This window comes from Pollutibacter soli, from assembly GCA_029269725.1.
GTDB lineage: Bacteria > Bacteroidota > Bacteroidia > Chitinophagales > Chitinophagaceae > Pollutibacter > Pollutibacter soli.
Genome location: JARJHS010000011.1, coordinates 63,406 through 88,811, shown reverse-complemented (window position 1 = coordinate 88,811; position 25,406 = coordinate 63,406). Strand labels below are relative to the sequence as shown.

At 42.2% G+C, this 25,406-nt stretch carries 18 protein-coding genes; 14 read left to right on the top strand and 4 right to left on the bottom strand.

The features are described 5' to 3' along the window. Positions 1-96 precede the first annotated feature (96 nt). The 4 genes from P2W82_RS21650 (at position 97) to P2W82_RS21635 (ending at position 3,048) form a co-directional block, all read left to right on the top strand. On the top strand, positions 97-663 hold the full coding sequence (locus tag P2W82_RS21650; RefSeq protein ID WP_336518038.1) for a Crp/Fnr family transcriptional regulator: 567 nt from the start codon (positions 97-99) through the stop codon (positions 661-663). Between the two features lie 167 nt (positions 664-830). After that, positions 831-1,502: a type 1 glutamine amidotransferase domain-containing protein gene (locus P2W82_RS21645; RefSeq protein WP_336518037.1), complete on the top strand. Its 672-nt coding sequence runs from the start codon at positions 831-833 to the stop codon at positions 1,500-1,502. Between the two features lie 101 nt (positions 1,503-1,603). Beyond that, positions 1,604-1,906 (top strand): putative quinol monooxygenase, encoded by a 303-nt coding sequence (locus P2W82_RS21640; protein ID WP_336518036.1) that lies wholly within the window; start codon positions 1,604-1,606, stop codon positions 1,904-1,906. Positions 1,907-1,983: 77 nt separating this feature from the next. Then, on the top strand, positions 1,984-3,048 hold the full coding sequence (locus P2W82_RS21635) for an NADH:flavin oxidoreductase/NADH oxidase (protein WP_336518035.1): 1,065 nt from the start codon (positions 1,984-1,986) through the stop codon (positions 3,046-3,048). Positions 3,049-3,518: 470 nt separating this feature from the next. Here P2W82_RS21635 and P2W82_RS21630 read toward each other — a convergent pair whose 3' ends face one another. Together P2W82_RS21630 and P2W82_RS21625 are read right to left on the bottom strand one after the other, a co-directional pair. Further along, positions 3,519-4,055, bottom strand: coding sequence for a DUF1501 domain-containing protein (locus P2W82_RS21630; protein WP_336518034.1), 537 nt, complete (start codon positions 4,053-4,055; stop codon positions 3,519-3,521). After that, positions 4,052-4,984: a DUF1501 domain-containing protein gene (locus tag P2W82_RS21625; RefSeq protein WP_336518033.1), complete on the bottom strand. Its 933-nt coding sequence runs from the start codon at positions 4,982-4,984 to the stop codon at positions 4,052-4,054. Before P2W82_RS21625 ends, P2W82_RS21630 begins: the two co-directional genes overlap by 4 nt. Positions 4,985-5,595: 611 nt before the next feature. On the opposite strand from P2W82_RS21625, the gene P2W82_RS21620 reads away from it, so the two are divergent. The 4 genes from P2W82_RS21620 to P2W82_RS21605 all read left to right on the top strand — a co-directional run bounded on the left by P2W82_RS21620 (position 5,596) and on the right by P2W82_RS21605 (position 11,919). Beyond that, positions 5,596-6,039, top strand: coding sequence for a hypothetical protein (locus P2W82_RS21620; protein WP_336518032.1), 444 nt, complete (start codon positions 5,596-5,598; stop codon positions 6,037-6,039). A 124-nt stretch (positions 6,040-6,163) separates the two neighbouring features. Beyond that, complete coding sequence (locus P2W82_RS21615; protein ID WP_336518031.1) at positions 6,164-7,249, top strand: efflux RND transporter periplasmic adaptor subunit; 1,086 nt, start codon at positions 6,164-6,166, stop codon at positions 7,247-7,249. A 25-nt stretch (positions 7,250-7,274) separates the two neighbouring features. Then, positions 7,275-10,511, top strand: a complete 3,237-nt coding sequence (locus P2W82_RS21610; protein WP_336518030.1) for an efflux RND transporter permease subunit — start codon at positions 7,275-7,277, stop codon at positions 10,509-10,511. Continuing rightward, on the top strand, positions 10,489-11,919 hold the full coding sequence (locus P2W82_RS21605) for a TolC family protein (protein WP_336518029.1): 1,431 nt from the start codon (positions 10,489-10,491) through the stop codon (positions 11,917-11,919). Before P2W82_RS21610 ends, P2W82_RS21605 begins: the two co-directional genes overlap by 23 nt. Positions 11,920-12,505: 586 nt before the next feature. Here P2W82_RS21605 and P2W82_RS21600 read toward each other — a convergent pair. Beyond that, positions 12,506-14,923 (bottom strand): DUF1549 domain-containing protein, encoded by a 2,418-nt coding sequence (locus P2W82_RS21600; RefSeq protein WP_336518028.1) that lies wholly within the window; start codon positions 14,921-14,923, stop codon positions 12,506-12,508. A 1,016-nt stretch (positions 14,924-15,939) separates the two neighbouring features. After that, positions 15,940-16,818: an inositol oxygenase family protein gene (locus P2W82_RS21595; protein WP_336518027.1), complete on the bottom strand. Its 879-nt coding sequence runs from the start codon at positions 16,816-16,818 to the stop codon at positions 15,940-15,942. Between the two features lie 648 nt (positions 16,819-17,466). Here P2W82_RS21595 and P2W82_RS21590 point away from each other — a divergent pair. From P2W82_RS21590 to P2W82_RS21565, 6 genes are all read left to right on the top strand, one after another. After that, the gene (locus tag P2W82_RS21590; RefSeq protein WP_336518026.1) at positions 17,467-19,119 is read left to right on the top strand and encodes a sodium:solute symporter family protein; all 1,653 of its coding nucleotides are present in this window, start codon (positions 17,467-17,469) and stop codon (positions 19,117-19,119) included. 9 nt (positions 19,120-19,128) lie between these two features. Further along, positions 19,129-19,305, top strand: a complete 177-nt coding sequence (locus P2W82_RS21585; protein WP_336518025.1) for a hypothetical protein — start codon at positions 19,129-19,131, stop codon at positions 19,303-19,305. Positions 19,306-20,149: 844 nt separating this feature from the next. Continuing rightward, positions 20,150-21,601: a DUF2130 domain-containing protein gene (locus P2W82_RS21580; RefSeq protein WP_336518024.1), complete on the top strand. Its 1,452-nt coding sequence runs from the start codon at positions 20,150-20,152 to the stop codon at positions 21,599-21,601. A gap of 231 nt (positions 21,602-21,832) precedes the next feature. Beyond that, entirely contained in the window at positions 21,833-23,611 is a 1,779-nt protein-coding gene (locus P2W82_RS21575) for an ATP-dependent nuclease (RefSeq protein WP_336518023.1), read from the top strand. A gap of 422 nt (positions 23,612-24,033) precedes the next feature. After that, the gene (locus P2W82_RS21570; protein WP_336518022.1) at positions 24,034-24,951 is read left to right on the top strand and encodes a hypothetical protein; all 918 of its coding nucleotides are present in this window, start codon (positions 24,034-24,036) and stop codon (positions 24,949-24,951) included. 120 nt (positions 24,952-25,071) lie between these two features. Continuing rightward, on the top strand, positions 25,072-25,284 hold the full coding sequence (locus P2W82_RS21565; RefSeq protein WP_336518021.1) for a hypothetical protein: 213 nt from the start codon (positions 25,072-25,074) through the stop codon (positions 25,282-25,284). The last annotated feature ends 122 nt before the right edge of the window (positions 25,285-25,406 follow it).

Below are 25,406 nucleotides of genomic sequence, written 5' to 3'. Positions count from 1 at the left end.
GAAGAAACGGGAATTTTATGTGAGATCACGGATGGATATGGATAATCAACTGTGCAGAATTCCCCGACTTCATTCAATTTTCTTATTTTCAACCCAATGGAGAATCTGCGAAAACATATTGAAGAGATAGTAACATTGACGGAAGATGAATTCAGGCAGTTGAAAACTTTTTTCACGGTAAAAAAAGTCCGCAAAAATCAGTACCTCGTTCATGAAGGTGATGATGTGAAATTTGAGTACCTGGTAGTGAAAGGGATATTCAAAGTATTTTATGTTGACATGGACGGGAAAGAACATATTCTTCAATTTGCCCGGGAGAACTGGTGGATGACGGACTATATTGCTTATTTCAAACAGGTACCCGCAACAATGTTCGTAGAATGTATTGAAGAGGGAGAGGTTCTGTGCCTCACTCTCCACGGACGCGAAAAACTTTCTGCGGATCTGCATAAGATGGAACATTTTTTCCGTGTGAAACTTACCAACGGCTATGTTGCGCTTCAGCAAAGAATTGCGATGCTGCTGTCAAGTACACCTCAGCAACGATATGAGCAATTTTCAAAACTCTCTCCTGATTTATTGCAACGAATCCCCAAAAAACTCATAGCTGAATATCTCGGCGTGAGCCGCGAAACACTGAGTCGTTTATACGCTAACAAATAATCGATCCCGTACGTTGAACGTAGAACGTTGAACGTTGAACGTAGAACGTCCAACCTAATGTGATCCAAATCACCTTTTAAAAGTGATCCATCTCCTTCCTCATCGGCTGCAATGCAGAATAATTTTGACTTATCAACAAAAATTCATCAGAACAAAAAATTGCAGTCATGAAAAAGAAAATCCTCATCATCGTTTCAAACGCAAATTCGATCGGTCCTAATAACAGAAGAACCGGAACATTTTTGCCCGAAGTGGCGCATCCTTATGCAGAATTTGTAAAGGCTGACTACCAGGTGGATTTTGCAAGCCTTTCCGGTGACACACCTTATCTTGATGCATTGAACCTTGCCGGAGATCCTGACAATCTTGAATTTTTAACCGGTAAGGGTTGGGCAACCATGCAGAAAGCGGTAAAGCTGGAAAATGTAGATGTGAAAGCATATGATGCCATTTTTGTACCAGGCGGACTTGCACCAATGGTGGATATGCCGGAGAATGCATTGCTGAAAAAAGTGATCGCAGAAACGTATGAAAGAAATGGAGTCGTTGGCGCTGTGTGTCATGGTCCTGTTGCTTTGCTGAATGTGAAACTCAGTGATGGCACATTTCTTGTCAGCAGAAAAAACATTGCTTCATTTACAACAAAAGAAGAGGACAATTATGCAAGGCCAGATGTGCCATTCGATCTGCAAACAGCCTTAACAAAACAGGGGGCGATTTTCCACGCTGCTGAACCCTGGTCTGCCAATAGCATTACAGATGGACGATTGGTAACAGGTCAGAATCCTGCATCAGCGAAAGGAGTAGGGGAGAAGATGGTTGCTTTGCTGAGTCGTTAAACGTTGAACGTAGAACGTAATACCTAGAACGTAAAACCTGCCTTTGACGGCAGACAGGCGTAGAACGTTGAACGTCGATGTAAACTTTTTAAATTTGAAATATGAATACCAATGCTGTTTATGTTTTTGCCACATGGCAGGTGAAAGATGGTCAGACGGAAAATGTATTGTCCCTGCTCAAAGAAGTCGCAGAAGCAAGCCGTAACGAAAAAGGAAATCTTTTTTATAAAATTCATCAGAGCATTGCTGACAGGAATACAATTGTGTTATCTGAAGGTTATGCTGACCAGACTGCCGTGAATGAACATCGGGATTCACCGCATTTTAAAGAAATCGTCATCGGGAAAATTGTTCCATTACTGGAGAAACGGGAAGTCGTAGCGACGAATGAAATTGCAGAGTAGCGAATTATTAAATTCAAATACAGAAATTGCATCGTTTAATGATTTTTTTAAGTTGAAAATTTTGAATTTAACAGGTTATGTCAAAACTATTCAGTCCATTAACTATAAAAGGCATCACACTAAAAAACCGTATCGTGGTGTCGCCGATGTGCCAGTATTCATCAATAGATGGTTTCGCTAACGACTGGCATTTTGTACATCTCGGCAGCAGGGCAGTGGGTGGTGCTGGTTTGATCATCATTGAAGCAACAGGCGTTTCGCCTGAGGCACGTATTTCGCCTGAAGATATGGGCATCTGGAAAGATGAGCATATCGGGAAATTATCACAGATCACTGCTTTCATGAAACAACAAGGGGCAGTGGCAGGAATCCAGCTCGCGCATGCGGGGAGAAAAGCGAGTACGAATGTGCCATGGCTTGGTCGCGGTGCTGTGAGTGTTGCTGATGGTGGATGGCAGCCGGTGGCTCCAGCGGCAACCGCTTATGCTGACAACTATCCGAAACCGTTAGCACTTGATGATGCAGGCATACAGAAGGTGATTGGTGATTTCAGGGCCGCAGCTGAAAGAGCGATCAAAGCCGGATTTGAAGTTATCGAGATTCACGCTTCACACGGATACCTGTTGCACCAGTTTCTTTCTCCGTTAACGAATCATAGGAAGGATGCTTACGGCGGTAGTTTTGAAAACAGGTCCCGTTTGTTATTGCAGGTGTTTGAGGAGGTGAAAAGAGTTTTACCGCATGATATTCCATTGTTTGTCAGGATACCTGGTTATGACTGGGCAGAAGGTGGATGGAACCCTGAGGATGCTGTGGCTCTGGCGCGTGTGTTGAGAGATCATGGTGCTGATGTATTGGATGTGTCATCGGGAGGTTTGGTGGAGCATCAGAAAATTGTGGCAGGACCTGCGTATCAGTTACCATTTGCATCAAAAGTGAAAAGAGAAGCGGGCATCATGGTGTCTACAGTAGGACTCATCACAAATGCTGCACAGGCAGAATCCATTCTTGTGAACGGCGATGCTGATCTCATTATGATGGCGCGTGAGTTTTTGAGAGATCCGTATTTCCCATTGCGTGCGGCGCATGAGCTGAAGGAGAATATTGCGTGGCCGAAGCAATATGAACGCGGAAAGTTTTAACGTATAAAGTTGAACGTAGAACGTACGTTCTTGCAGGTGTTAGGTTATTTGTTATAGGTGATAAGTAAGTGTATGATTGTGTTTAGGTGATTTTGTAACGCGGTGTTCGCAGGAAATTCAAACCGCAATGGAAACAGCCAGGATAACAGCCCGCAAAGGAAATACAAAGGAGTGATAGGTTGTAAGTTTTAAGTTAAAGCGTGAGTAAGCATCATTAGTATTAGACTATGGCGCTCGTATGAAAGTCATATCACAGAGATACAGCCGAAGAAACAACTCACAGAGAAAATACAGAAGTTTTTTTGTAGAGGCGCCATGCATGGGTCTCTACAAAAAACGCGTATCGGCTGTTCCTCTGTGAAACACTCGGCTGTATCTCCGTGTTATGCTGTTCAGCACTAAAATAATTAACAGACAACGCAGGACTTTTATGACCGCAACCTCTAACGTTCTACATTTAACCTCAAACGTTATACGTTCAACGTTGCAGGCTTTATCAGCAGCTCATTCACAACTTTACCCTTCCCATCAGGCGTCGTATAGAAAGGTCTTTTTTCAATCTCGTAATTTGTTTCGGGATCTATGCCCAGTGTATGGTACATCGTCTGGTGAACCTGGTCGATCTTAATGGGATTTTCTATCGTCTTGCATGGGCGCTCATCAGCAGTTTTGCCATATACAAATCCCTTCTTTATTCCGCCACCAAACATCAGCATGGATCCACCATCAGTAAAATGACGATGCATACCATAAAACTTCATGTCATGGATCACTTCCGGCTGTGTTACCTGCTCCTGTACTTTCGCATCAGGACGACCTTCTACCATCATATCCCTGCTGAATTCACTGGCTATAATTATTAATGTCCTGTCGAGATGACCGGATTTTTCAAGATCCTTTACGAGTTGTGATATCGGGCCATCAATCATTTTTTTCATTCCGATCATACGCGTGTGCCCGTTCTCGTGAGTATCAAATCCGAAGAAGGGTTCATACTCCGTCGTCACGCTGATAAATCTTGCTCCCTGTTCTGTAAGTCTCCTCGCAAGCAGACATCCAATCCAAACCGCCCGGTATTATAGATATCATAAGATTCTTTTGGTTCAAGACTCAGATCAAATGCTTTTGCTTCGGGAGAATTCAACAGCATATATGCCTGCTCCATCGAACGCTTCAGTGATTCTTTCTGGTAATCACTTCCCACTTCTCCCATCACCGTTTTATTGATCAGTTCATTGTACAACTGATTGCGTCTTTCAAATCTTGTGGAATCCATACCCACAGGCGGACGTACTGCTTCGAGTCCCTGTGTCGGATCAGGGATCTGGAAAGGGCCGTACTCGCTACCCAGAAATCCGGCAGAATGAAAAGCTTTCAGTTCTTCAGCTTCGCCTACGGTCATCCGTTGGCCAATATCAATAAATGCGGGAATGACTTTATTCTTTGGTCCGAGTTCTTTCGCGATCCATGCACCCATATGTGGTACAGCAACAGTTTGCGGAGGCTCATAGCAGGTGTGCCAGTTGAATTGATGTCGCGTGTGCAATATGAAACCCATATCCGCAGCGACATAGGAACGTATCAATGTTCCGCGATCCATCACATTCCCAATCGATTCCAGTCCTTCTGAAAAACTTATTCCATCAAGTTTTGTCGGCACGGCTTTGAACGTACTCAGTACACGATTCGCTTCTAGTCCTTTTTCAAACGGTGTATATTTTTTCGGATCAAAAGTTTCTGTATGTGCCATTCCGCCCGCAAGCCATAGAAGAATTACTGTGTCAGCAGAATTTTCAGGAAGGACGATCTTCTTTTCCGGTTGTTCATTTTTACATCCGGAAAGAAAATGTGCAACAGGTGCACCCGCTGCCATCGCGGCCAGCGTTGCAGCACCATACGATTTTAAAAAATCCCTCCTGTTACGAAATGAACTCATTCTCTGCAATTTACCTGTTGATTGTGGCAGCGTTTGATTGGTTTAAAGTTAAACGTAAAAAGTTAAACCTGCGTTTGCCGGCAGGCAGGCGTAAAACAGCCAGTTTACAGGAGTTATCGGTTGTCAGAACAGGTGCAGTTATCAGGATGAATTGCAGACAGTACTCTATTTCCGGTTTTCTGTTTGAAGCGGATGCTTTTTCTTCCTGTATGTTGTATTCTGTGTTTCTCCCAGAGGCAAAGCATGCCATGTCTCTACAAAAGCCCCAACGGTTGGAAATGACTACCGCCTGTTACTGTTTTTACTCACTGTTTCTGTTTCTGTTTCTCCATTCCTTCCTGTATTCCGTATTCTGCACCCTCTTCAAGCGTGCTGTTCCCTACTTACTACTCCCTACTTACAACTTACTAAATATAAATCTGTATATTAGCACCCGCTATCACCAGAACCCTGGTTTACAGGGGAAAAGTGATACAGATCAATCACCAACGATTCAATCCCGATTGCTATAATTGCCTGTTTGACGTACAATTTGCGTCATTTAACTATATTTTGCCGGATCGGAAGGTGTTTTTTCTACATTTGCAACTCATTAGTTTCGCTGAACAGGAATGCATACCAATTTTAAGTTGAAAAGAAGAAGCAGGTTCTGTAACAGAAAAACCCTGAACTTCTGTTTTGTTGCTTTTCTGACTGTTGTTTTTTCATTACAACAGTTCTCAGCCCTTGCCCATACCTTCCACTCAGGAAATCAGGCAAGAGCAAAAGGCGAAAAAATTCAGATCTCTCACGCTGGCGCAGGCACACAGATAGCAGCGGATTTTCCATATGAAGAAGATTCGCGCGAAAAAGAAGCTGAGCTCAATGAAGAAGAAGTTTCTAAATTGAAGATCGGTAAACACCTGCATCATTTCATTGAAAAATATTTTACTGGCGAACCATCAGACAATTCATTTTTACAAAGCCAGTTCTTACAAATCAATTCTTCCATTCAGAACCGCAGTTCGGTTCCTTTCTTTATTCTGCATCGTTCCTGGAAGAGTTTTCTTTCTTAGTCTCCCGGTCAAAGATCATTTTTATTTATGGTGCAAACCATGCTGACCAAATACTATTGATGCATTCATTGGTTCATCAGTGAATGATTATTTCCAACATTCATCAACCTAAATTGATATTTTAATGAAGAGGATATATATTCTCGCCAGCCTGGTTACCATCATCTTATTGTCCGCTTGTCAGGCTAAGAAAATCGAGAAGGAGGAGGAGGCCAAATTCCTGGTTACCAGCCCTGTTGAAAAAGATACGCTGATTTATAAAGAATATGTAAGTCAGATACACGCTGCGAATCATATTGAAATGAGAAGCCAGGAGCGCGGCTATCTGCAGAAAATTTATGTGGATGAAGGTCATTTTGTGAGAAAAGGACAACCGATGTTTCAGATCATGCCCTTGCTCTACCAGGCAGAACTGGAAAAAGCAAAAGCAGAAATGAATTTTGTGGAGATCGAATACAAAAACACCAAGAGTCTGGCCGACAGCAATATCGTATCCCAGAATGAATTAGCACTTGCAAAAGCAAAGCTCGACAAAGCAAAAGCTGAACTCTCCTTTGCACAGGCACATCTTGATTTTACAGAAATACGTGCTCCCTTCGATGGTATTATGGATCGCTTCCAGAAACGTCTTGGAAGTTTGATCGATGAAGGAGAATTGCTCACAACACTTTCAGATAACAGTAAAATGTGGGTGTACTTCAACGTACCTGAAGCTGAATACCTGGATTATGCTTCCAAAACGAAAAAAGACAGTATGCAGAAAGTGCATCTGCAGATGGCAAACAAACAAATGTTTGATCATATTGGAGTGATTGAAACCATCGAAGCTGATTTCAATAACGAAACTGGAAACATCGCTTTCAGGGCAACCTTCCCGAATCCAAAAGGTATACTCAGGCATGGTGAAACAGGAAATATCCTGATCCCGATTTCACTCAAGCACGCTTTGATCATTCCGCAGAAAGCCACCTTTGAAATTCTTGATAAAAAATTCGTTTTTGTCATTGACGACAAAAATGTTGTACATACAAGACAGATAACTGTCGGCCAGGAATTGCCACACCTCTACGTCGTGACAGAAGGACTTACTGCAAAAGACAAAATTTTACTGGATGGTTTACGGAAGGTGAAGAACGAAGATAAAATCCAGTATGATTTTGAAGATCCCAACAAAGTAATGTCTGAATTAAATGAATTACATGCTGAATAAAGTCGGCATTAAATAATCAACAATCATGTTCAGCAAATTTATACAACGACCCGTTCTGGCGATCGTGTTATCGGTTGCTATTATTTTCCTGGGGATGATGGCCATTTATACCAGGCCGATTTCGCAGTTCCCGGAAATTGCTCCGCCAAGGGTTATGGTTTTTATTGCGTACCCTGGTTCCAGTGCTGATGTACTTGTAAAATCAACCTTGATTCCTCTCGAAAGAGCGATCAATGGTGTACAGGGCATGCAGTATATTATTTCTGATGCTACCTCCGCAGGTGAAGCCACCATTCAGATAGTTTTTGATCCAAGTACAGATCCCAATGCAGCTGTGGTAAACGTAAAAACCAGGGTGGACCAGGTTATGAATAACCTTCCGCCACTGGTACAGAGAGAAGGTGTGGTGATCACGCCCATACAGCCGAGTATGTTGATGTATGTGAACCTGTACAGCAAGGATAAAGATGCAGATGAAAAATTCCTGTACAACTATGCGAACGTGCATGTGTTGCCTGAATTGCAGAGGATAAAAGGTATGGGTCGCGCGCAGATCCTCGGTAGTCGCCAGTATGCCATGCGCATCTGGCTCAAGCCCGACAGAATGCGGGCTTATAACATTTCCACCGAGGAAGTGATGGATGCGATGAAAGAGCAGAGTGTGATCGGAAGGCCGGGACGTCTTGGACAGGCATCCGGTAAAACTGCTCAGTCGCTGGAGTATGTACTTATATACAAAGGTCGTTTCAATCTTCCGGAAGAATATGAGGACATCATCATCAAGGCAAATCCTGACGGTGAAATTCTGAAACTGAAAGATGTTGCGGAAGTAGAACTGGGTAGTGAGTTTTTCGATATCTATTCCAATAAAGATGGATTTCCCGCTGCATCTATCGTGTTGAAACAAAACTTCGGTAGTAATGCAAGTAAAGTAATTGATCAGGTGAAAGAGAAACTGGAGGAGTTGAAGAAAGACTTTCCGCCAGGGATGAGTTACGAGATCAACTACGACGTATCAAAGTTTGTGGATGCATCGATTGATAAAGTGCTTCACACTTTGCTTGAAGCATTTATACTCGTGGCATTGGTGGTATTTATATTTCTCGGAGACTGGCGATCGACGCTTATTCCTATTCTAGCAGTTCCTGTGTCGTTGATCGGTGCATTTTTGTTCATGCAGATTTTTGGTCTCACGATCAACATGGTGACCTTGTTTGCATTGGTGCTGGCGATTGGTATTGTGGTGGATAATGCGATAGTGGTGGTAGAAGCGGTGCATGCCAAAATGCATGATGAACATCTGAATCCATACCAGGCGGTGAGAAAAGTGTTGGGTGAGATCAGCGGTGCGATCATAGCTATTACACTGGTGATGACGGCGGTGTTTATTCCGGTGGCGTTCATGTCCGGTCCGGTGGGTATTTTCTATCGCAACTTCTCCATCACGATGGCAACGTCGATTGTACTCTCTGGTGTGGTGGCCCTTACGCTTACTCCTGTATTGTGCGCAATGATCCTGAAGAATCCGCATGGCAGAAAAAGAAGGAAGACGCCGATCAATATGTTTATCGACTGGTTCAATAACAAGTTCGATAAGGTAACGGGAAGGTACACACGCCTATTAAAAGCGATTGCAGGTCGCAGGGTCGTTACCTACGGATCATTGATTCTTTTCTGCGTCGGCATTGTTGCTGTTGATAAAACATTGCCTGCAGGTTTTATCCCGAATGAGGACCAGGGTATGATCTACGCGATCATCCAGACCCCTCCCGGTGCAACGTTGGAAAGAACGAATGATGTAGCGAGAAAGCTGCAGAAAATTGCAGAAGAGGTTGACGGTATTCAATCTGTTTCTTCCCTCGCCGGTTATGAGATTTTGACTGAGGGACGCGGTTCAAATGCGGGCACCTGTCTGATCAACCTTAAAGATTGGTCGCATCGTCATCACTCCGTAAAAGAGATTGTTGAAGAACTCGAGGAAAAAACAAAAGACATCGGAGCTGTAATTGAGTACTTCGAACCACCTGCCGTTCCGGGTTATGGTTCTTCTGATGGTTTCTCTCTTCGTTTGCTGGATAAGAATACAACCGTCGATTACCAGGAATTCGATAAGATCAATAAAGAGTTCATGACCGCTTTGCAGAAACGCAAGGAGCTTACAGGGCTCTTTACATTTTTTGCGGCGAATTATCCTCAGTATGAACTTGTAATAGATAACAAACTAGCGATGCAGAAAGGTGTATCCATCGGAAAAGCGATGGAGAACCTGGACATTTTATTTGGTAGTTCATATGAACAGGGTTTTGTGCGGTTCAATACCTTCTTCAAAGTATATACCCAGGCCGCACCTGAGTTCAGAAAACTGCCAAGCGATATCCTGAATCTTTTCATCAAGAATGATCATGGCGAAATGGTTCCATATTCTTCATTCATGTCGATGAAGAAAACGCAGGGACCGAATGAAATCACACGTTTCAATTTGTATACTTCGTCATCAATAAAAGGTATGCCTGCGAAAGGATATACCAGTGCGGATGCCATTGCTGCGATCAGGGCAGTTGCAAAAGATCTGCCGCAGGGATATGATATCGCGTGGGAGGGACTTTCCTTTGATGAAGCACAAAGAGGAAATGAAGCGTTGTACATTTTCCTTGTTGTGCTCGTATTTGTTTATCTCGTACTCGCTGCGCAATATGAAAGCTTCATCATTCCGTTGGCGGTATTGCTTTCGCTACCGGTGGGTGTGTTCGGGTCATTCCTCCTGTTGAAGTTTATGGGTCTTGCAAATGACGTATATGCGCAGATGGGTCTGATCATGCTCGTGGGTCTGCTTGGTAAGAATGCGATCCTGATTGTTGAGTTTGCGATTCAGAAACACAACCAGGGCGCGACGGTTCTCGAAGCCGCGATCGAGGGCGCCAAAGTGCGTTTCCGCCCGATCCTCATGACGTCATTCGCATTCGTTGCGGGTCTGATACCATTGGTGGTTGCAACAGGTCCTGGTGCAGTAGGTAACAGAACAATCGGTTCGTCCGCATTGGGTGGTATGTTGTTCGGAACCATTTTCGGAGTTATTGTAATACCTGGTCTGTACTACATTTTTGGTAAGATAGCGGAAGGCAGAAAACTGATCCGGGACGAAGATGAGAATCCGTTGAGTGAGGACTTTGTTGAAAGTCATTCCGAACAGGCATTGCTAAAAAAATTAAGAAAGTTAATCTCACGAATCAGAAATAAAAATGGTAAAGAAAATATCGCCTAAACACTTAGTCCTGTTTTTTCTGATGGGTATGTTCTGGGCATGTAAAACACCAGAGCTTACCAGTAGACCGGAAAATAAAAACACACCTGCGGGCTATATCAGCGCCCAGGACAGTACCAATTCTGCAAAAATTCAATGGAGAGAATATTTTACTGATCCTTATCTCTCAGCGTTGATTGATACAGCGCTGAGAAATAACCAGGAGTTGAATATCGTGTTGCAGGAAATCAACATCAGTAAAAATGAGATCAGGGCAAGACAAGGGGAATATCTTCCTTTTGTAAATGTGGGTGCCGGAATCGGTATTGATAAATCAGGTGAGTACACACGCAATGGTGCCGTAGAAGAAAACCTGGAAATCAAACCAGGGAAAGAGTTCCCAAAACCGCTGCCTGATTTTATGGTGGGTGTATATGCATCATGGGAACTGGACGTCTGGAAGAAATTGAGAAATGCAAAGAAGGCCGCTGTGTTGAGATATGCAGCTTCGGCAGAAGGCAGAAATTTCCTGCAGACGAACCTGGTAGCAGAGATTACAAATTCCTATTACGAACTCATGGCGCTCGACAATATGTTGAGTATCGTGCGACAGAATATGGATCTGCAGAGTAACGCGCTCAGTGTAATCAAGCTGGAAAAAGAAGCGGCGAAGGTTACACAACTTGCGGTAAACCGTTTTGAGGCGCAGCTGCTCAATACACAGAATCTCCAGTATGAAATCCTGCAGAAAATTGTTGAAGCCGAAAACAGGATCAATTTTCTTGCGGGCAGATTTCCGCAGCCGATAGAGAGAAATTCTGCTTCGTTCAATAATATGGCATTTGGTGTGGTGAATGCTGGTATTCCATCCCAGCTGCTGGTGAACCGTCCGGACATCCGCCAGGCAGAACTCGAGCTTGCAGCTGCACGACTGGATATCAAAGTAGCGAAGGCAAATTTTTACCCGCAGTTTCGGTTAACCGCCGGCGTGGGACTTCAATCTTTCAACCCGGTGTACCTGCTTGATGTAAAATCGATCCTGTACAACCTGGCTGGTGATATGATCGCTCCGCTGGTCAACAGGAACGCGATCAAGGCCAATTATCTCAATGCAAATGCAAAACAGATACAGGCCATCTATAACTACGAACAGACGATCCTGAATGCACATATTGAAGTGATCAATCAGCTCAACAGGATAGATAATTTCACAAAAAGTTTTGAAACCAAATCAAAAGAGGTAGACATTCTCACGCAGTCGATTAATATTTCAAATAGTCTCTTCCGTTCTGCCCGAGCAGATTATGTTGAAGTGTTGCTGACACAGCGTGAAGCTCTGGAATCGAGGATCGACCTGGTCGAGATTAAGTTGAAGCAGATGCAGTCCAAGGTAAATATTTATAAGGCGCTCGGGGGAGGATGGAACTGACTCACCCCCTCCCCCTCTCTCGCTTCGCGAAAGAGGGGGAGGAACAGCCCGCGGTTTAAGTTAGACACCAACAACGGAGAAGTTTCTATGTGTCTTTGTTGCCTTATGTGATCTATGTGGCTCAAAAAAGGCTGCGAGATGTAATTGAACCACATAGCCAACATAGCTTACATAGGCACAAAGGGAATTTAATCACTCTTATGTGTCTTTGTTGCCTTATGTGATCTATGTGGTTCAAAAAAGGCTGCAAGATGTAATTGAACCACATAGGCAACATAGCTTACATAGGCACAAAGGGAATTTAATCACTCTTATGTGTCTTTGTTGCCTTATGTGAACTATGTGGCTCAAAAAAGGCTGCGAGATGTAATTGAACCACATAGCCAGCATAGACGACATAGGCACATAGGGAATTTAATCACTCTTATGTGCCTTTGTTGCCTTATGTGAACTATGTGGTTCAAAAAAAGGCTGCAAGTTGTAATTGAACCACATAGCCAACATAGCTTACATAGGCACATAGGAAGTTTAATTACTCTTATGTGCCTTTGTTGCCTTATGTGAACTATGTGGTTCAAAACAAATCCTAAAATACCAATTGAAACTCCGGATGCAAAGTCATCGCCCAAAGAAAATCCTGTACAGTTGCCTCATTAGGTGAGTCGCCTAGTAATTTCCCAGCAAGCTCCTGTTCGCTTTCTGTAGGACCTCTGCCGAGTGTATTCCTGTACACTGCAACAATCATTTCATTCTTATCTGGATACCGCTCCTTCCATTTTACCGCTGCAGTCTTTAATGCATTATTGAAACGGTCACCATTGGTTAGTTCAAGCGCCTGCAACAAACTCGCCTGCGACACGCGACTCGTCGACACTGTTTCGCGGTTCGGTCGGCCCAAGGCAGTCAGATAAGGATCATTTTTTACCAGTACCGCACGTGGAAATGCCAACTGTCCTTTAAGATCTTTTGGAAGTAGATTATATACAATTACACTGTCGCCATACAAAGGTTCTAATGATTTACCCACCGCATCCGTAAACTGCTCTGCGGTTAGCCTTCTTCGTAACATGCCCGTAAAAACATATTCAGAGGAAACAATCGATTCATAATCTTTCATACCCACCGATGGCAGCTGATAAGTTTTTGAAGTAACAATTTTGTAGATCAGCTTTTTAATATCATATCCGTTCGCTACAAAATCAGAAGCCAGCCAGTCCAGCAGGTCCTGGCTCCAGGGTTCTTTATCCATTTCATCCACCGGCTCCACAATACCTCTGCCCATCAGTTGGGCCCAGATCCTGTTCACCAGTGTGCGGTACAATCTTCCATCTTTAGGCTGCGTAAGATATTCAGCCAGCTGCTTCATCTTTTCGGCAGTAACCACATTGGTATCGATTTGTCCGAGTTCTTTAAACAGAATTCGCGTACCTGCTTTTTTCCCTGTCGGTTTATCGCAACGGTTAATCTCGAGTGCACTGTCAGAAAAAATATTGGCGAATGCGTATGAGTCTTCCAGTTTCCAGTCGCTGATGAAACTGTCGTGGCATGATGCACATTTTAAATTCAACCCTAAAAAAACCTGCGATACATTCTGTGCCGCCTGCATAGAGGTGGTCTGACTGGAATTGATCGTTCCTCTCCAGGTAATGCCTTTGATAAAACCTTTTGATTCTTTATCCGGACTGATCAGCTCTTTCACAAAAACATTATAGGGTTTGTTATCGCGGAGCGAATTGTATAACCATTTCGTAATATCGAAACGACCACCAGTAATATATCCGGGACCGGTATAATCATTACGCAGTGCATCATTCCAGAAAGTCAGCCAATGTTGAGCGTAGTCGTTGTTGCGGTTGAGTAAATTGTTTACAAGAACTTCTCTTTTTCCGGGATTCGGATTCCTGATAAACACTTCTACTGAATCAGGCGTTGGAATCAATCCAATAATATCAAGATATACTCTTCGTATAAAAATATGATCTTCAACCCTGCGGTGCCAGTTGATGTTATGTTTGCCGAAATACTGATCGACATAAAGATCAATCGGCGATTCAAGTCCTTGAACTGCAGCAGGCATTTCAGGATTGCGGGGAGCCATTTCTGCAACCCGGTAAATACTTTTCAGATCGCCATCCGGCCATGGTGCGCCTTTCTTTATCCAGTATTCGATGATCTCTATTTCTTCTTTGGTCAGGCCCTTTCCTTTTCCCGGCATCGCTTCCTTATGACCTCGCGGGAGTTTTATTCGTCGAAGCATTTCACTGTTCTGGGGATCGCCGGGAACAATGATTTTACCATTCTCTCCACCTGTAAAAACCGCTTCTTTTGAATTGAGTCGCAGATCGCCTTTTGATTTTGCTTCACCATGGCAACTTGTACAATTGTGGGCAATGATGGTACGCACCTGCAGATTAAGCTCAAGTTTATCTGCTTCACTTAAGTCACCGGAATTTTTTGTGAGAATGAAAGCTGATTTTCCTTCAGGTTGTTCCGGAGTTTGACCGGGTAATGCTTCCGTAAGAAAATTTTCACCGTGCGTCATCGACGCACCAAAATGGCCAACGAGTATAACCGCAATTACGGTTATGCCTGACAGCAATTTCTGCATCGGCACAGAAAATTTCGAGTAGGCAAACCAGGAAAGCAACGCAAGTATTGTAGTGGCGATGCCGGACCATTGGTGATAAGTCAGCAGGTCGCCGCTGTAATCACCGGAATTGGCGAGCATAAATCCGAATGCCACAGATATCAGTGATGACAATGCACCAGCTGCAACAAGAATTTTTATTGAAGGGAGATATTTTGTTGTTTTCTTTTTGGAAGCGATCAGTTCAAGTACAAAAGCGATGATCAGTAATCCGATCGGGAAATGTACGATCATCGGGTGAAGACGTCCGAGGAATGTCCAGAGCCAGAAACCATTACCACCTTCAGTTTGCGCGGCTAACGGATTGAAAAGAGACGAAGCAATGATGAATAACAAGCAAACGACGAAACGACCCATTTACCTCAATAGTTTTAATCAGAATCTAAATGTAGAAAAAGTATCGGAGGAACTGTGATGTGCTGGTGGGGTTAAGTAGATAATTAAATGATAAGTCGATGCCATGTAAAGACCTTGAACAACAAACCGCAGAGAGAACAGCCAAGTAGCCGCAGAGGAACAGCCAAGGGAGATAATACTTACAACCTAAAACTCATAACCTATAACTACCTTGTATTTCCTCTGTGGGCTGTATGCTCGGCTGTTCCTCTGTGGTTTGACTTTAAAAAGGCTGTGTGTCGAAGGACGAATTGTAGGTGATTTCTAATTCAAATCATTAGAACAGCAAACCACAGAGAAAACAGCCGGGGACTACAGCCAAGGAACAGCCGAGGAAAATTTACTTAATACATGAAACTTATAACCTATAACTACTTTGTATTTCCTCTGTGGGCTGTATGCTCGGCTGTTCCTTTGCGGTTTGACTTTAAAAGGCCGAAGGCCGAGTAACGAGTGGCGAATTATAAGTGTCTTTAAATTCAAACCAGCCGAACAGCAAACCGCAAAGGAAACAGCCAAGGAGCCGCAGAGAAACAGCCGAGGGAGTTTTTACTTACCACCTAAAACTTATAACCTATCACTTTCTTTGCATTTCCTTTGCGGGCTGTTTTACTTGGCTGTTGGCTTTGCGTTTTGGTTTTTGCCTGTCTATAGAATGAATCTTTTATCAGGAAAATCAGCTGCAGAATATATTTCTTCTATGTGTCTATGTTATTCTATGTTTTCTATGTGGTTCAAATTTTTCGGCCCGAAGGCCATTTTCATAGATGAAATGCAATCAGCGCTTAGTGATTCATTTTTTTTGAACCACATAGATACATAGAGAACATAGATTGTATAAATTACTTCGTCCTTCGCACTCGTAATTCGTACGTAAAAAAAAGACCCTCATCATCAGACGAGGGTCAACTATTAAAGATTGTAAACTCAAAACTTGATAACTACAGGGCTGTTCCTCCTGCCTCCCAACTCCTGCCTCAAAACTTAATCGTATCCGGCAAATATTTCGCCACCAGGTCCTCATAATACGGTTTCAACGCTTTCCAATCCGGAGGAACAGGCGTCTTTGAATACAGATCATAAGGATTAAACAACTTCACCCATTTCAGCATCTCACGATCATGATCATCCAGCAGGTAATCAAACTCACCTTCACGATGCCATGCATAGAAAGAGTGGAAACGAAGCATATACAATCCTTCTTCCGGAAGATGATCTTTCATCATCTGGTACACATATTCATCATGTCCCCACGACATATGTACATTCCTCAATCCGCAACCTTTTTCGTATACACCCAGCTGCGTATTGAAACGCGGATCATTATAATCAGGATTGTCTTTAAAATATTCAGGATACACCACTTTGTCAGAATATCCGCAACCTACCGGGAACGTATCACCGACAACGGCCCATTGCGGTTCACCGAAAAGACAAAGCACCTTTCCCATATCGTGCATCAGTCCGGTCAGTACCATCCAGTCGGGGTGACCATCCTGGCGGATCGTTTCTGATGTCTGCAGCAGGTGCTGAAACTGATCAAGATCGGTATCGGGATCAGAATCATCCACCAGCTGGTTCAGGAAATCAAAAGCCTGCCATACGGGCATTTCTTTTTTATTGAAACGCAGGTAATCGGCCTTTTTCTCCTGTACGAAATCATAGGTCTGGTAGGTGTGATTCAGCCGGTAAAACTCGCGTACGGTATCACGCGCCGGATCGGAGTAGTTGCGGTATTCTTCCTTTGATTTTGCAGTAACATCCGGCTCCGGGTATCTTTCCACCACGGCTTCTTCCCATTCGTCGAGACTGTTCAACGGATTGATTTCCTGCTCGGTGAATTGTTTGTTGGACATAACAATCGTTTGGTTTGTTGATGACTGTCTGTGAAGTTCTGCATTTTTTGGGAGAAAAGGAAATCGGGGCAAGGGGCAGGGGAAGTGGGCCCCGATAGCTATCGGGGGTAAAAGGCAAAAGGTTGAGTAGTTGTGAGAGTATGATGGTGCCATCAGAGATAAATTCAAACCGCAAAGGGCGCAAAGTAAAACAGCCCGCAAAGGAAATGCAAAGAGAGTGATAGGTTGTAAGTTTTAGGTTCTAGGTAAGAGCTTCCTCGGTTGTTGCTCTGTGGAACCTCGGCTGTTTCCTCTGTGGTTTGTTGTTCAATGGTTTGAATTTAAACGCTCTCTCAATTCGCCTTCTGCCACTCGTCCTTCGGCCTATTAAAGTCAAACCACAGAGGAACAGCCGAGCAAACAGCCCACAGAGAAAATACAGAGAAAAACGATTCCAGACCTAACAGGTTTTCGAAAACCTGTTAGGTCTTATCCCGGCTGTTCCTCTGCGGCTTCCTGGCTGTTTCTTTGCGGTTTGTTGTTCAAATGATTTGAAATTAAACGCTATATCAATTCGTCGTTTGAACTTTCTGCCCACTCCCCACTGCCCTCTGCCCCTCTTATAAAAACCCTTATATTGTGAATCGCCATTTCAACTCAACGATCCACATGAACCTGACTACTGCCGACTACTTAATCATCGTATTCTATTTCATTTTTGTTATTGGTGTAGGTATCCTCATCAAAAAGAAAATCAAGTCCAGTTCGGATTTTCTTTCCAGTGCCAAAGGCATTCCGCTCTGGATCACCAGTCTTGCTTTTATTTCCGCCAACCTGGGTGCACAGGAAGTGATCGGCATGGTCGCCAGCGGCGCGAAGTACGGGATCATGACGGTGCACTTCTATTGGGTCGGTGCGATATTCGCGATGCTGTTCCTCGGCGTTTACATGATGCCGTTTTATTATGGCAGCAAGGCGAGATCGGTACCCGAATACCTCAAGCTGCGTTTCGATGAAAAGACGAGAGGATTGAATGCTATCTCTTTTGCAGTGATGACGGTTTTCTCTTCCGGCATTTCTTTATATGCACTCGCGAAAATGCTCGAGATCATTCTGCACTGGGATTTCGATATATCGATCTGGGTGGCCGCGGGTATCGTGATGGTATATACGTTTTTAGGTGGATTGACGAGTGCGGTCTACAACGAAGTACTGCAGTTTTTTTTAATTGTGATGGGTTTATCACCACTGGTGATTGTGGCTTTGCAGGATGCCGGCGGATGGGCAAATATCAAAGCACAGCTCTCGCCTGAGATGACCCATGCCTGGAAGTACATGGGCAATGCAAACGATAACCCGATGGGTCTGCATTTCATGTCACTGATTTTCGGATTGGGATTCGTGATGAGTTTCGGTTATTGGTGCACGGATTTTCTGGTCGTGCAGCGTGCGATGATTGCCCGCAACATGCGCGATGCACAGCTCACGCCGATCGTCGCTTCGATACCAAAAATGCTGATGCCGCTGATCGTGGTGCTGCCGGGTGTCATTGCTATTGCACTGATGAAACAGGGCAGCGCCTATTCGATACCGGTAGAAGCCGACGGACAGCTGAATTATACCATGACCCTGCCTTCGCTGATCGCGCATTATTATCCGAGTGGTTTGCTCGGAGTTGGTATAACCGCGCTGATGGCTTCGTTTATGAGTGGCATGGCAGGGAATGTTACGGCTTTTAATGCCGTGTTCACTTATGATATCTATCAGCCTTATCTCGTCAAAAAACAAAGCGATGAACACTATCTTCGGGTAGGCAAGATAGTAACGGTGGCGGGAATTCTGATCTCGATTGCGACGGCCTATATCGCGAAAGGCTTTAATAATATCAATGATTTCCTGCAGCTGGTTTTTGGTTTCGTGAACGGCCCTCTGTTCGCCACATTTTTACTGGGCATGTTCTGGAAAAGAACCACGGGTCACGGTGCTTTCTGGGGACTGGTGGCTGGTACGCTGGCGGCAGCGCTCACGCACGGCCTCACACTCGCGGAAGGCAAGGGCGCCTGGATCGCGAATATATATGAAATCAAAAGCGGAATGGGACAGGCCTTTATCGTTGCCGGCGTTTCCTGGATCGTGAATTTTTTCACCACGATCATCGTGAGCCTGATGACCAAACCCAAACCCGAAGCCGAACTCCGTGGGCTGGTCTATTCGCTGACCGACAAACCGAAATACGCCGAAGGCAAATGGTATCTGCGCATCGGTCCGCTCGCAATAATTCTTTTGCTTGCCACCATCATTTTAAACATCATCTTTTTTTAAATTGAGGATATGTACAAAAAACTCAATCAGCTCAGTTTTGTGATCGGATTGTTTTTCACGATTGTAGCCGTGATCTTATTGCTTAACAACTGGCTGACCGTTGGAGGTGGTAAGATCAGTTTGTATACGGCGGTGGTGTTTGCGGTATTTGGGGTGGGGATGATGGGGGTGAGGGGGAGGGAGTAAAGATTGAGAGTGAGGGATCGGGTAAAATTTATTTTTAACGCGTAAAAAGACCTTCCATTCGGAATTTTTAAAACTTCTTTATGCAGCTTAATCATATAAAATACACCGACTTAAATAGTAGGCAACGAGAAAGATATAATTTTCAAAAAATTGCAGGTATTTTGGCCGATTACGGATTTTCCTCGATAAAGTTGGACGACGATTGGCAGGGTGCTGATTTTCTAGCTCAACATATTGACGGATCTACCTTTATAAAAGTCCAATTAAAAGGAAGGCTTTCGTTCGACAGAAAATATTTGAATAAAAAACATTTTTATTGCATTCCCTTATAAAGACATCTGGTATTTATTTAACCACGATGAATTGCTAAAAGTTTTTCTTGAGAACTTTTCAAGCCAGATGGCAACGAGCATTTCTTGGGCTGATAGAGGCAGTTATTCTTGGAATAGCTTGAGCAAACAAATTTTACTCCTTATTGAGCCATTTAAACTCTTGCCATTGGGAAATAGCATTTCGCAGGATTAAATATGAGGACAACCCTTATTCCAATCAATCTCTTTTATTTTTGACAGAAAAACTTCTTTGTGAATGTTCTGCGCCCAACATCGGGCTTGTACAATACGGCTTTCGAAAATATCCTAGTCGACATTTGCATGGAAGCGCTGCTTGTCCGAGCAACTGAAAAATGCATCGACTTTTGGAATATAACATCTGCGACATAACTTTACTCAGCTGAAATCCCCGGCAGACGGAACATGAATTCCCGTATTGCGTAAGGCCGTGGGCGTTGTGCTTCACTTTTAATGACATTCACCAAGACTAAAACAAAAAACAATCTAAATACATGAATGAGATAGTATGTCCAAATTGCAATAAGGCTTTTAAAGTTGATGAAGCTGGTTTTGCCGATATTCTAAAACAAGTCAGAGATAGTGAATTTGAACAAGAAATAAAAGGTCGGTTAGACCTCGCAGAGAAAGATAAACTTGAGGCAATAAAACTCGCTGAGGCTACCTTGAAAAATAGCCAGCAAATTGAGCTTGCAATCAAAGAAAAGGAAATTTTACAGCTGAAAGCCACTAATGAAAAATTATTGGCAGAACAATTAGGCGAAAAGGACAAGGCTATAGCTGAATTAGCGGCTAAAATTGATAAAGCAGAAGCTGAAAAAAGGCTTGCAGTTTCAGAAGCAATTCAAACCGCGGAACGAGAAAAAGAATTAAAAGACAGGCAGATAATTCAACTAAAAGCAGAAAGCGAAATCGCCTTGTCAACTCAACTTGCAGAAAAGAATAAAGAATTAATAGAAGTACAATCAAAGCTCGATAAACTAGAAATGGAAAAGAAGTTGGCTATAGCTGAAGCAACAAAACCGTTGGAGAAAGAGCGAGATGAATTAGCAAATGAGGTAAAAACCAAGGAACTGGAAAAGCAGAATTTGGAAAATTTCCTAAAGCAACAGTATACGGCAGAGTTACAAAACAAAGATGTGATTATAAGATACAAGGATGATGAAATTGCAAGAGTAAAGGAAATGAAGCAAAAACTTTCGACAAAAATGTTAGGAGAAACCCTTGAACAACATTGCGAAATTGAGTTTGGTAAACTTCGTCCAACCGCATTTCAAAAATCATACTTTGAAAAGGATAATGACGCAAGTTCAGGCACTAAAGGCGATTATATCTTCAAGGAGATAGATGAGAATGACACGGAAATTATTTCAATAATGTTTGAAATGAAAAACGAAGGAGATGAAACTGCAAGCAAAAAAAAGAATGAGGACTTTTTTGATAAACTTGACAAAGACCGTATAAAAAAGGGTTGTGAATATGCAGTTCTTGTTTCACTTTTGGAAAGCGACAACGAGCTTTATAATTCGGGAATAGTCGATGTGTCACATAAGTATTCAAAAATGTATGTTATTAGACCACAATTTTTCATTCCAGTCATCACATTTCTTCGCAATGCAGCTATGAATTCATTAAAGTATAAAACTGAACTTGCTAAGGTAAGAAATCAGAATTTGGACATAACAGAATTTGAAGAAAAATTGAACAAGTTTCGAGATGGGTTTTCAAAGAACTATCTATCTGCACAAAGTCATTTTCAAGAAGCAATAAAAAAAATAGACGCTTCAATAGCTGCAATGCAAAAAGTAAAGGAGGAATTGACAACAAGTGAAAATCAATTAAGACTGGCAAATGACAAAGCCGATGATTTGACAATAAAAAAATTAACTCATGGCAATGCAACAATGAAAGCCAAGTTTGATGAATTAAAAAATATTAAGCAATAAAAGTGAACGAACAAGATCGGTCTCCCGCAATATCGGCTGAAGTATATATTCTAATTAACATAAATACAGACCAGCTGTGGTTCTGGCGACATGAACGCGAATCGACTTTTGGACTATAACATCGACGACATAACTTTGCTCGGCTGACGTCCCGAGCAGACGGAACCTGAATTTCCGCACTGCGCAATGTCGTCGGCGTAAGCAGTAGGCCTTACACATACCATCACTGACATGACACATATTCTATCGGAAATTTCGATTCGGAACTTTAAATCGCTTATAAGTGAGACGTTAGAACTTTCTGCATTCACACCTCTTGTTGGCTATAACAATGCTGGAAAATCAAACATCCTTGAGGCTATAAAGTGGATACTACGAGGTGGCCCGTTACCAGAAACTGCATTTCATGACAAGGTGATTGCAGTTGAAATGGAAGGTAAAATAAGTGGAATCTCTGCTACTATTTTAGGACAACTACCAGGCAATCAACAGACAGCCATTCAACCATATTTATTTACAGACTCATTGCATATAAAACGTACTCAAGCACAGCCAAATACAGGTACAAAAGGAGTTTTACTGCTTGTTAGAGACCCAGCAAATATTGGTAATGTAAATGAATGGCGAAGTCCTCCCACAGGTTTACCACAAGCATTAGAAGTTCTTTTCCCTGAACCAATTCATATTGGTGCCATGGAAAATGCAGAAGAAGATGTCAGTAAGAGTAAAAACACTACAACAATTGGAAAGCTGCTGGGGGAAATCATTGGTCCGATTCAAACCAGTTATAGTACACAGGTTCAAACTGCTTTAAATGGAATTAAAGACCTCTTGGATGCAGATGGTGTTTCAAGAGTGGCAGAATTAAATGCTTTTGATATAGCCGTTAATGGAAAAGTTGAGTGTTTCTTTCCTGGAGTAAATATAAAAGTACATATTCCCACACCGGAGTTAAAAGAAATATTTTCTAAAGGAACAATCAAAGTGTTTGAAAACCTTAACCCTGCAGGGAAAGATGTTTCCGCACTTGGTCATGGAGCTCAACGCTCAATTCAAATGGCATTAGTTAGACATTTAGCAGACATTAAGAGGAATTCAGGTCAACAAACATCGAATACGATTCTGTTGATAGACGAACCAGAATTGTATTTGCATCCACAAGCAATTGAGGTTTTAAGAGATGCACTTAAAACATTGTCTACACAAGGTTATCAGGTTATATTTTCCACGCACTCGCCTTTTATGATAACATCAAATGACGTTGAAAATACCTTGCTTATCAGAAAAAATGATACTCTTGGAACTCACAAAAGAAATTCATTAAGAACTGCTATAGCCACTGTTGCTGCAGCACATCCAAGTCAACTTGGAATTATTTTTTCATTAAGTAACTCCTCGAATATCCTATTTGCTGAAAGAGTAATATTAGCAGAAGGTAAAACTGAAAATAAACTTCTTCCGAAAATCATTCAAAAGGTGTCAGGGCTAACCTTGGGACTTCATAAAACGGCATTAGTTCCAATCGACGGTTCAGGAAGTACTAGAAAAACAATTGAAGTATTAACTGCAATGGCTATGCCAACAAAAGCTATTGTTGACCTTGATTATGCATTGAAGGAGGGAGAAAACCAAGGCTTCTTAACTGCGAACGACCCAGATGTAAATGCAATAAAAACACATCTTGCTTCAATTGCTCCGACACATTCAATTAGGCTAAATAATGGCTGGCCGACAAAAGCAGGCAGTGCCATAACTGCTTCAGAAGCTTTTGCTCTATTAGCACAAGAAGCTGCAATTCAGACCAATCTAGCATCTTTAAAAATTAAGATGCAGGCGTCAGGAATTTACATTTGGACTAAAGGGGCAATAGAAAATCATCTCGGCGGAATACCTAAAAATGAAATGGGTTGGGCAAATTTCAATGCGAGGCTTGACACAGATGACCTAAATGTGGTTCTTCCAATAGACCATGTAGAGATAACGAATTTGGTAACTTGGCTTCTGGCATAAGGCCTACACCTAACATCGGCGCACACGGCCTGACGAATATATCCTCATCGACATTCACACAGATGAGCTTTGGGTTATTAATTCAAAACCTTATGATTTTAAAGAAGTTAAAATGAATGTGTATTATATAATTCCAATCAAAGTATGACACATGGAATGAGCGACTTACCGATGGGAAAATCTTTCCAGCCTTAAATTAAAAATTCTGCTGCTGACATCGGCTCCTGCGCAATGCGGGACACAAATGTCTCCGTTCCGACCTGAACACAGATCAGATGTTATCCCTAATATCTGGAACACGGATGGATATTGAAAAATGACCTTTGCCATTTTTCGTATTTTAGTGCCAGTGCGTTTTTATTCGGAAAATCCCCATTACGTCTATATTTCATCGGAGTTGAAAATAACCAACTATTAAAATAGTGAAACAAAAACTGACTAAAAATATATCTACTCAAAATGGGGCAACTGAATTCCAGGTTCGCTTGATTAAAAATAATGGAGTAGGACTTCTGACAACTAAAGATGAGCAAAACTACCTGATCCTGGACAGTATAGACCATTGGTATGACCTGATACAAGAAGGGTATCCTAAAAAGAAGAAGTGTGCATGCAAAAATGAATACTTTTTTGTTCATTTTGTTTATACTCAAAGAGAAAGTACTGATGATATCGGGGAAATTCTCGTGGAAACGACCTGCACGAACTGTAGAAAGATATCAGAGGAGATGTCTGTTGGCATTGATTATTCGCCTACAAAAGAACTGGTTGAAAATCCGATCAGGTTTTGTAAGAAACCGAGAATCAGGTACAGATTTAAGGAACTGACAAGTTATTGGTCAGTTAATAATTTGAAAGACTTTCTGCAATTCATTTTTTTCGGGTTGAAATTAAATGTTTACTGCTGGTTTTGGAAGCATCCTGAAAATACAAGAAGATTTGAAAAAGTTTCTTTCGAGAAGACGATTCAAATAATTACTGTTAATCATAAATACCTGAATTTTTATTTTTCTACAGGTGAGTTTGAAGCGGCACATCTTATAGACATTGCTGGCGAAAATGGAGTATATCTGAAGGATGGTATTTGGCGAAAAAATGAGATCATACAACTGTCAGCTCCTACAGTAATGCTGGGATATGGCCTGTTGTACTATATAAATTATTGCACCCAGTATCTCGACAAAGGAAATCCAAAGGACAAGTCTGATCAGTTCGAAAAAATTACAAACCAGTTACATGTCTGGCTTAGGGAAAATTTCATAACAGAACGCGGCGCCAACTGTTTCGATGGAAAAGAAGCTTATGAGAAATTTATGGCGAAGCGAAATTCAGTTAAGTAGAATTAACCGGGACGGCAAAGACATATTTACGAAAACGGAGTTAGAGTAAACTTGATCGATTCTAAATTTGGTCTGGTTTGACCAGTTATAAATGAGTCTTGCTTTGAAATTAAAAACACAATGGAAAAATTTTATTTAGCTTTTTTACTGATTTATGGAACACTCTCTTTGGTGTTAGGAATTCTGAATAAGGGAAACGCTCTTTGGATGTCTCTTTATGATGATTCAAAAAAATTGTGGGGAAAACATCATAGCCGTGTTATAAATATTACTATGGGATTGATTAGTATTTGGGCTGGTATAATGATGTATCTAAAACATTACAACAAATAGAAGTATTATTGCATATTACCATATTTTATTCAGTGAGATTGTATAATTTTTGATGCCTTTCGGCATTTTCAAAATAATGGCAGGTTATCTTCAATATTGATAAATACATATCCTGAACATTA

Excerpts from the sequence above, each read along its gene's own strand:
- P2W82_RS21650 (WP_336518038.1), top strand. The coding sequence starts at position 97 with ATGGAGAATCTGCGAAAACATATTGAAGAGATAGTAACATTGACGGAA.
- P2W82_RS21645 (WP_336518037.1), top strand. The coding sequence starts at position 831 with ATGAAAAAGAAAATCCTCATCATCGTTTCAAACGCAAATTCGATCGGT.
- P2W82_RS21640 (WP_336518036.1), top strand. The coding sequence starts at position 1,604 with ATGAATACCAATGCTGTTTATGTTTTTGCCACATGGCAGGTGAAAGAT.
- P2W82_RS21635 (WP_336518035.1), top strand. The coding sequence starts at position 1,984 with ATGTCAAAACTATTCAGTCCATTAACTATAAAAGGCATCACACTAAAA.
- P2W82_RS21625 (WP_336518033.1), bottom strand. The coding sequence starts at position 4,984 with ATGAGTTCATTTCGTAACAGGAGGGATTTTTTAAAATCGTATGGTGCT.
- P2W82_RS21620 (WP_336518032.1), top strand. The coding sequence starts at position 5,596 with ATGCATACCAATTTTAAGTTGAAAAGAAGAAGCAGGTTCTGTAACAGA.
- P2W82_RS21615 (WP_336518031.1), top strand. The coding sequence starts at position 6,164 with ATGAAGAGGATATATATTCTCGCCAGCCTGGTTACCATCATCTTATTG.
- P2W82_RS21610 (WP_336518030.1), top strand. The coding sequence starts at position 7,275 with ATGTTCAGCAAATTTATACAACGACCCGTTCTGGCGATCGTGTTATCG.
- P2W82_RS21605 (WP_336518029.1), top strand. The coding sequence starts at position 10,489 with ATGGTAAAGAAAATATCGCCTAAACACTTAGTCCTGTTTTTTCTGATG.
- P2W82_RS21600 (WP_336518028.1), bottom strand. The coding sequence starts at position 14,923 with ATGGGTCGTTTCGTCGTTTGCTTGTTATTCATCATTGCTTCGTCTCTT.
- P2W82_RS21595 (WP_336518027.1), bottom strand. The coding sequence starts at position 16,818 with ATGTCCAACAAACAATTCACCGAGCAGGAAATCAATCCGTTGAACAGT.
- P2W82_RS21590 (WP_336518026.1), top strand. The coding sequence starts at position 17,467 with ATGAACCTGACTACTGCCGACTACTTAATCATCGTATTCTATTTCATT.
- P2W82_RS21585 (WP_336518025.1), top strand. The coding sequence starts at position 19,129 with ATGTACAAAAAACTCAATCAGCTCAGTTTTGTGATCGGATTGTTTTTC.
- P2W82_RS21580 (WP_336518024.1), top strand. The coding sequence starts at position 20,150 with ATGAATGAGATAGTATGTCCAAATTGCAATAAGGCTTTTAAAGTTGAT.
- P2W82_RS21575 (WP_336518023.1), top strand. The coding sequence starts at position 21,833 with ATGACACATATTCTATCGGAAATTTCGATTCGGAACTTTAAATCGCTT.
- P2W82_RS21565 (WP_336518021.1), top strand. The coding sequence starts at position 25,072 with ATGGAAAAATTTTATTTAGCTTTTTTACTGATTTATGGAACACTCTCT.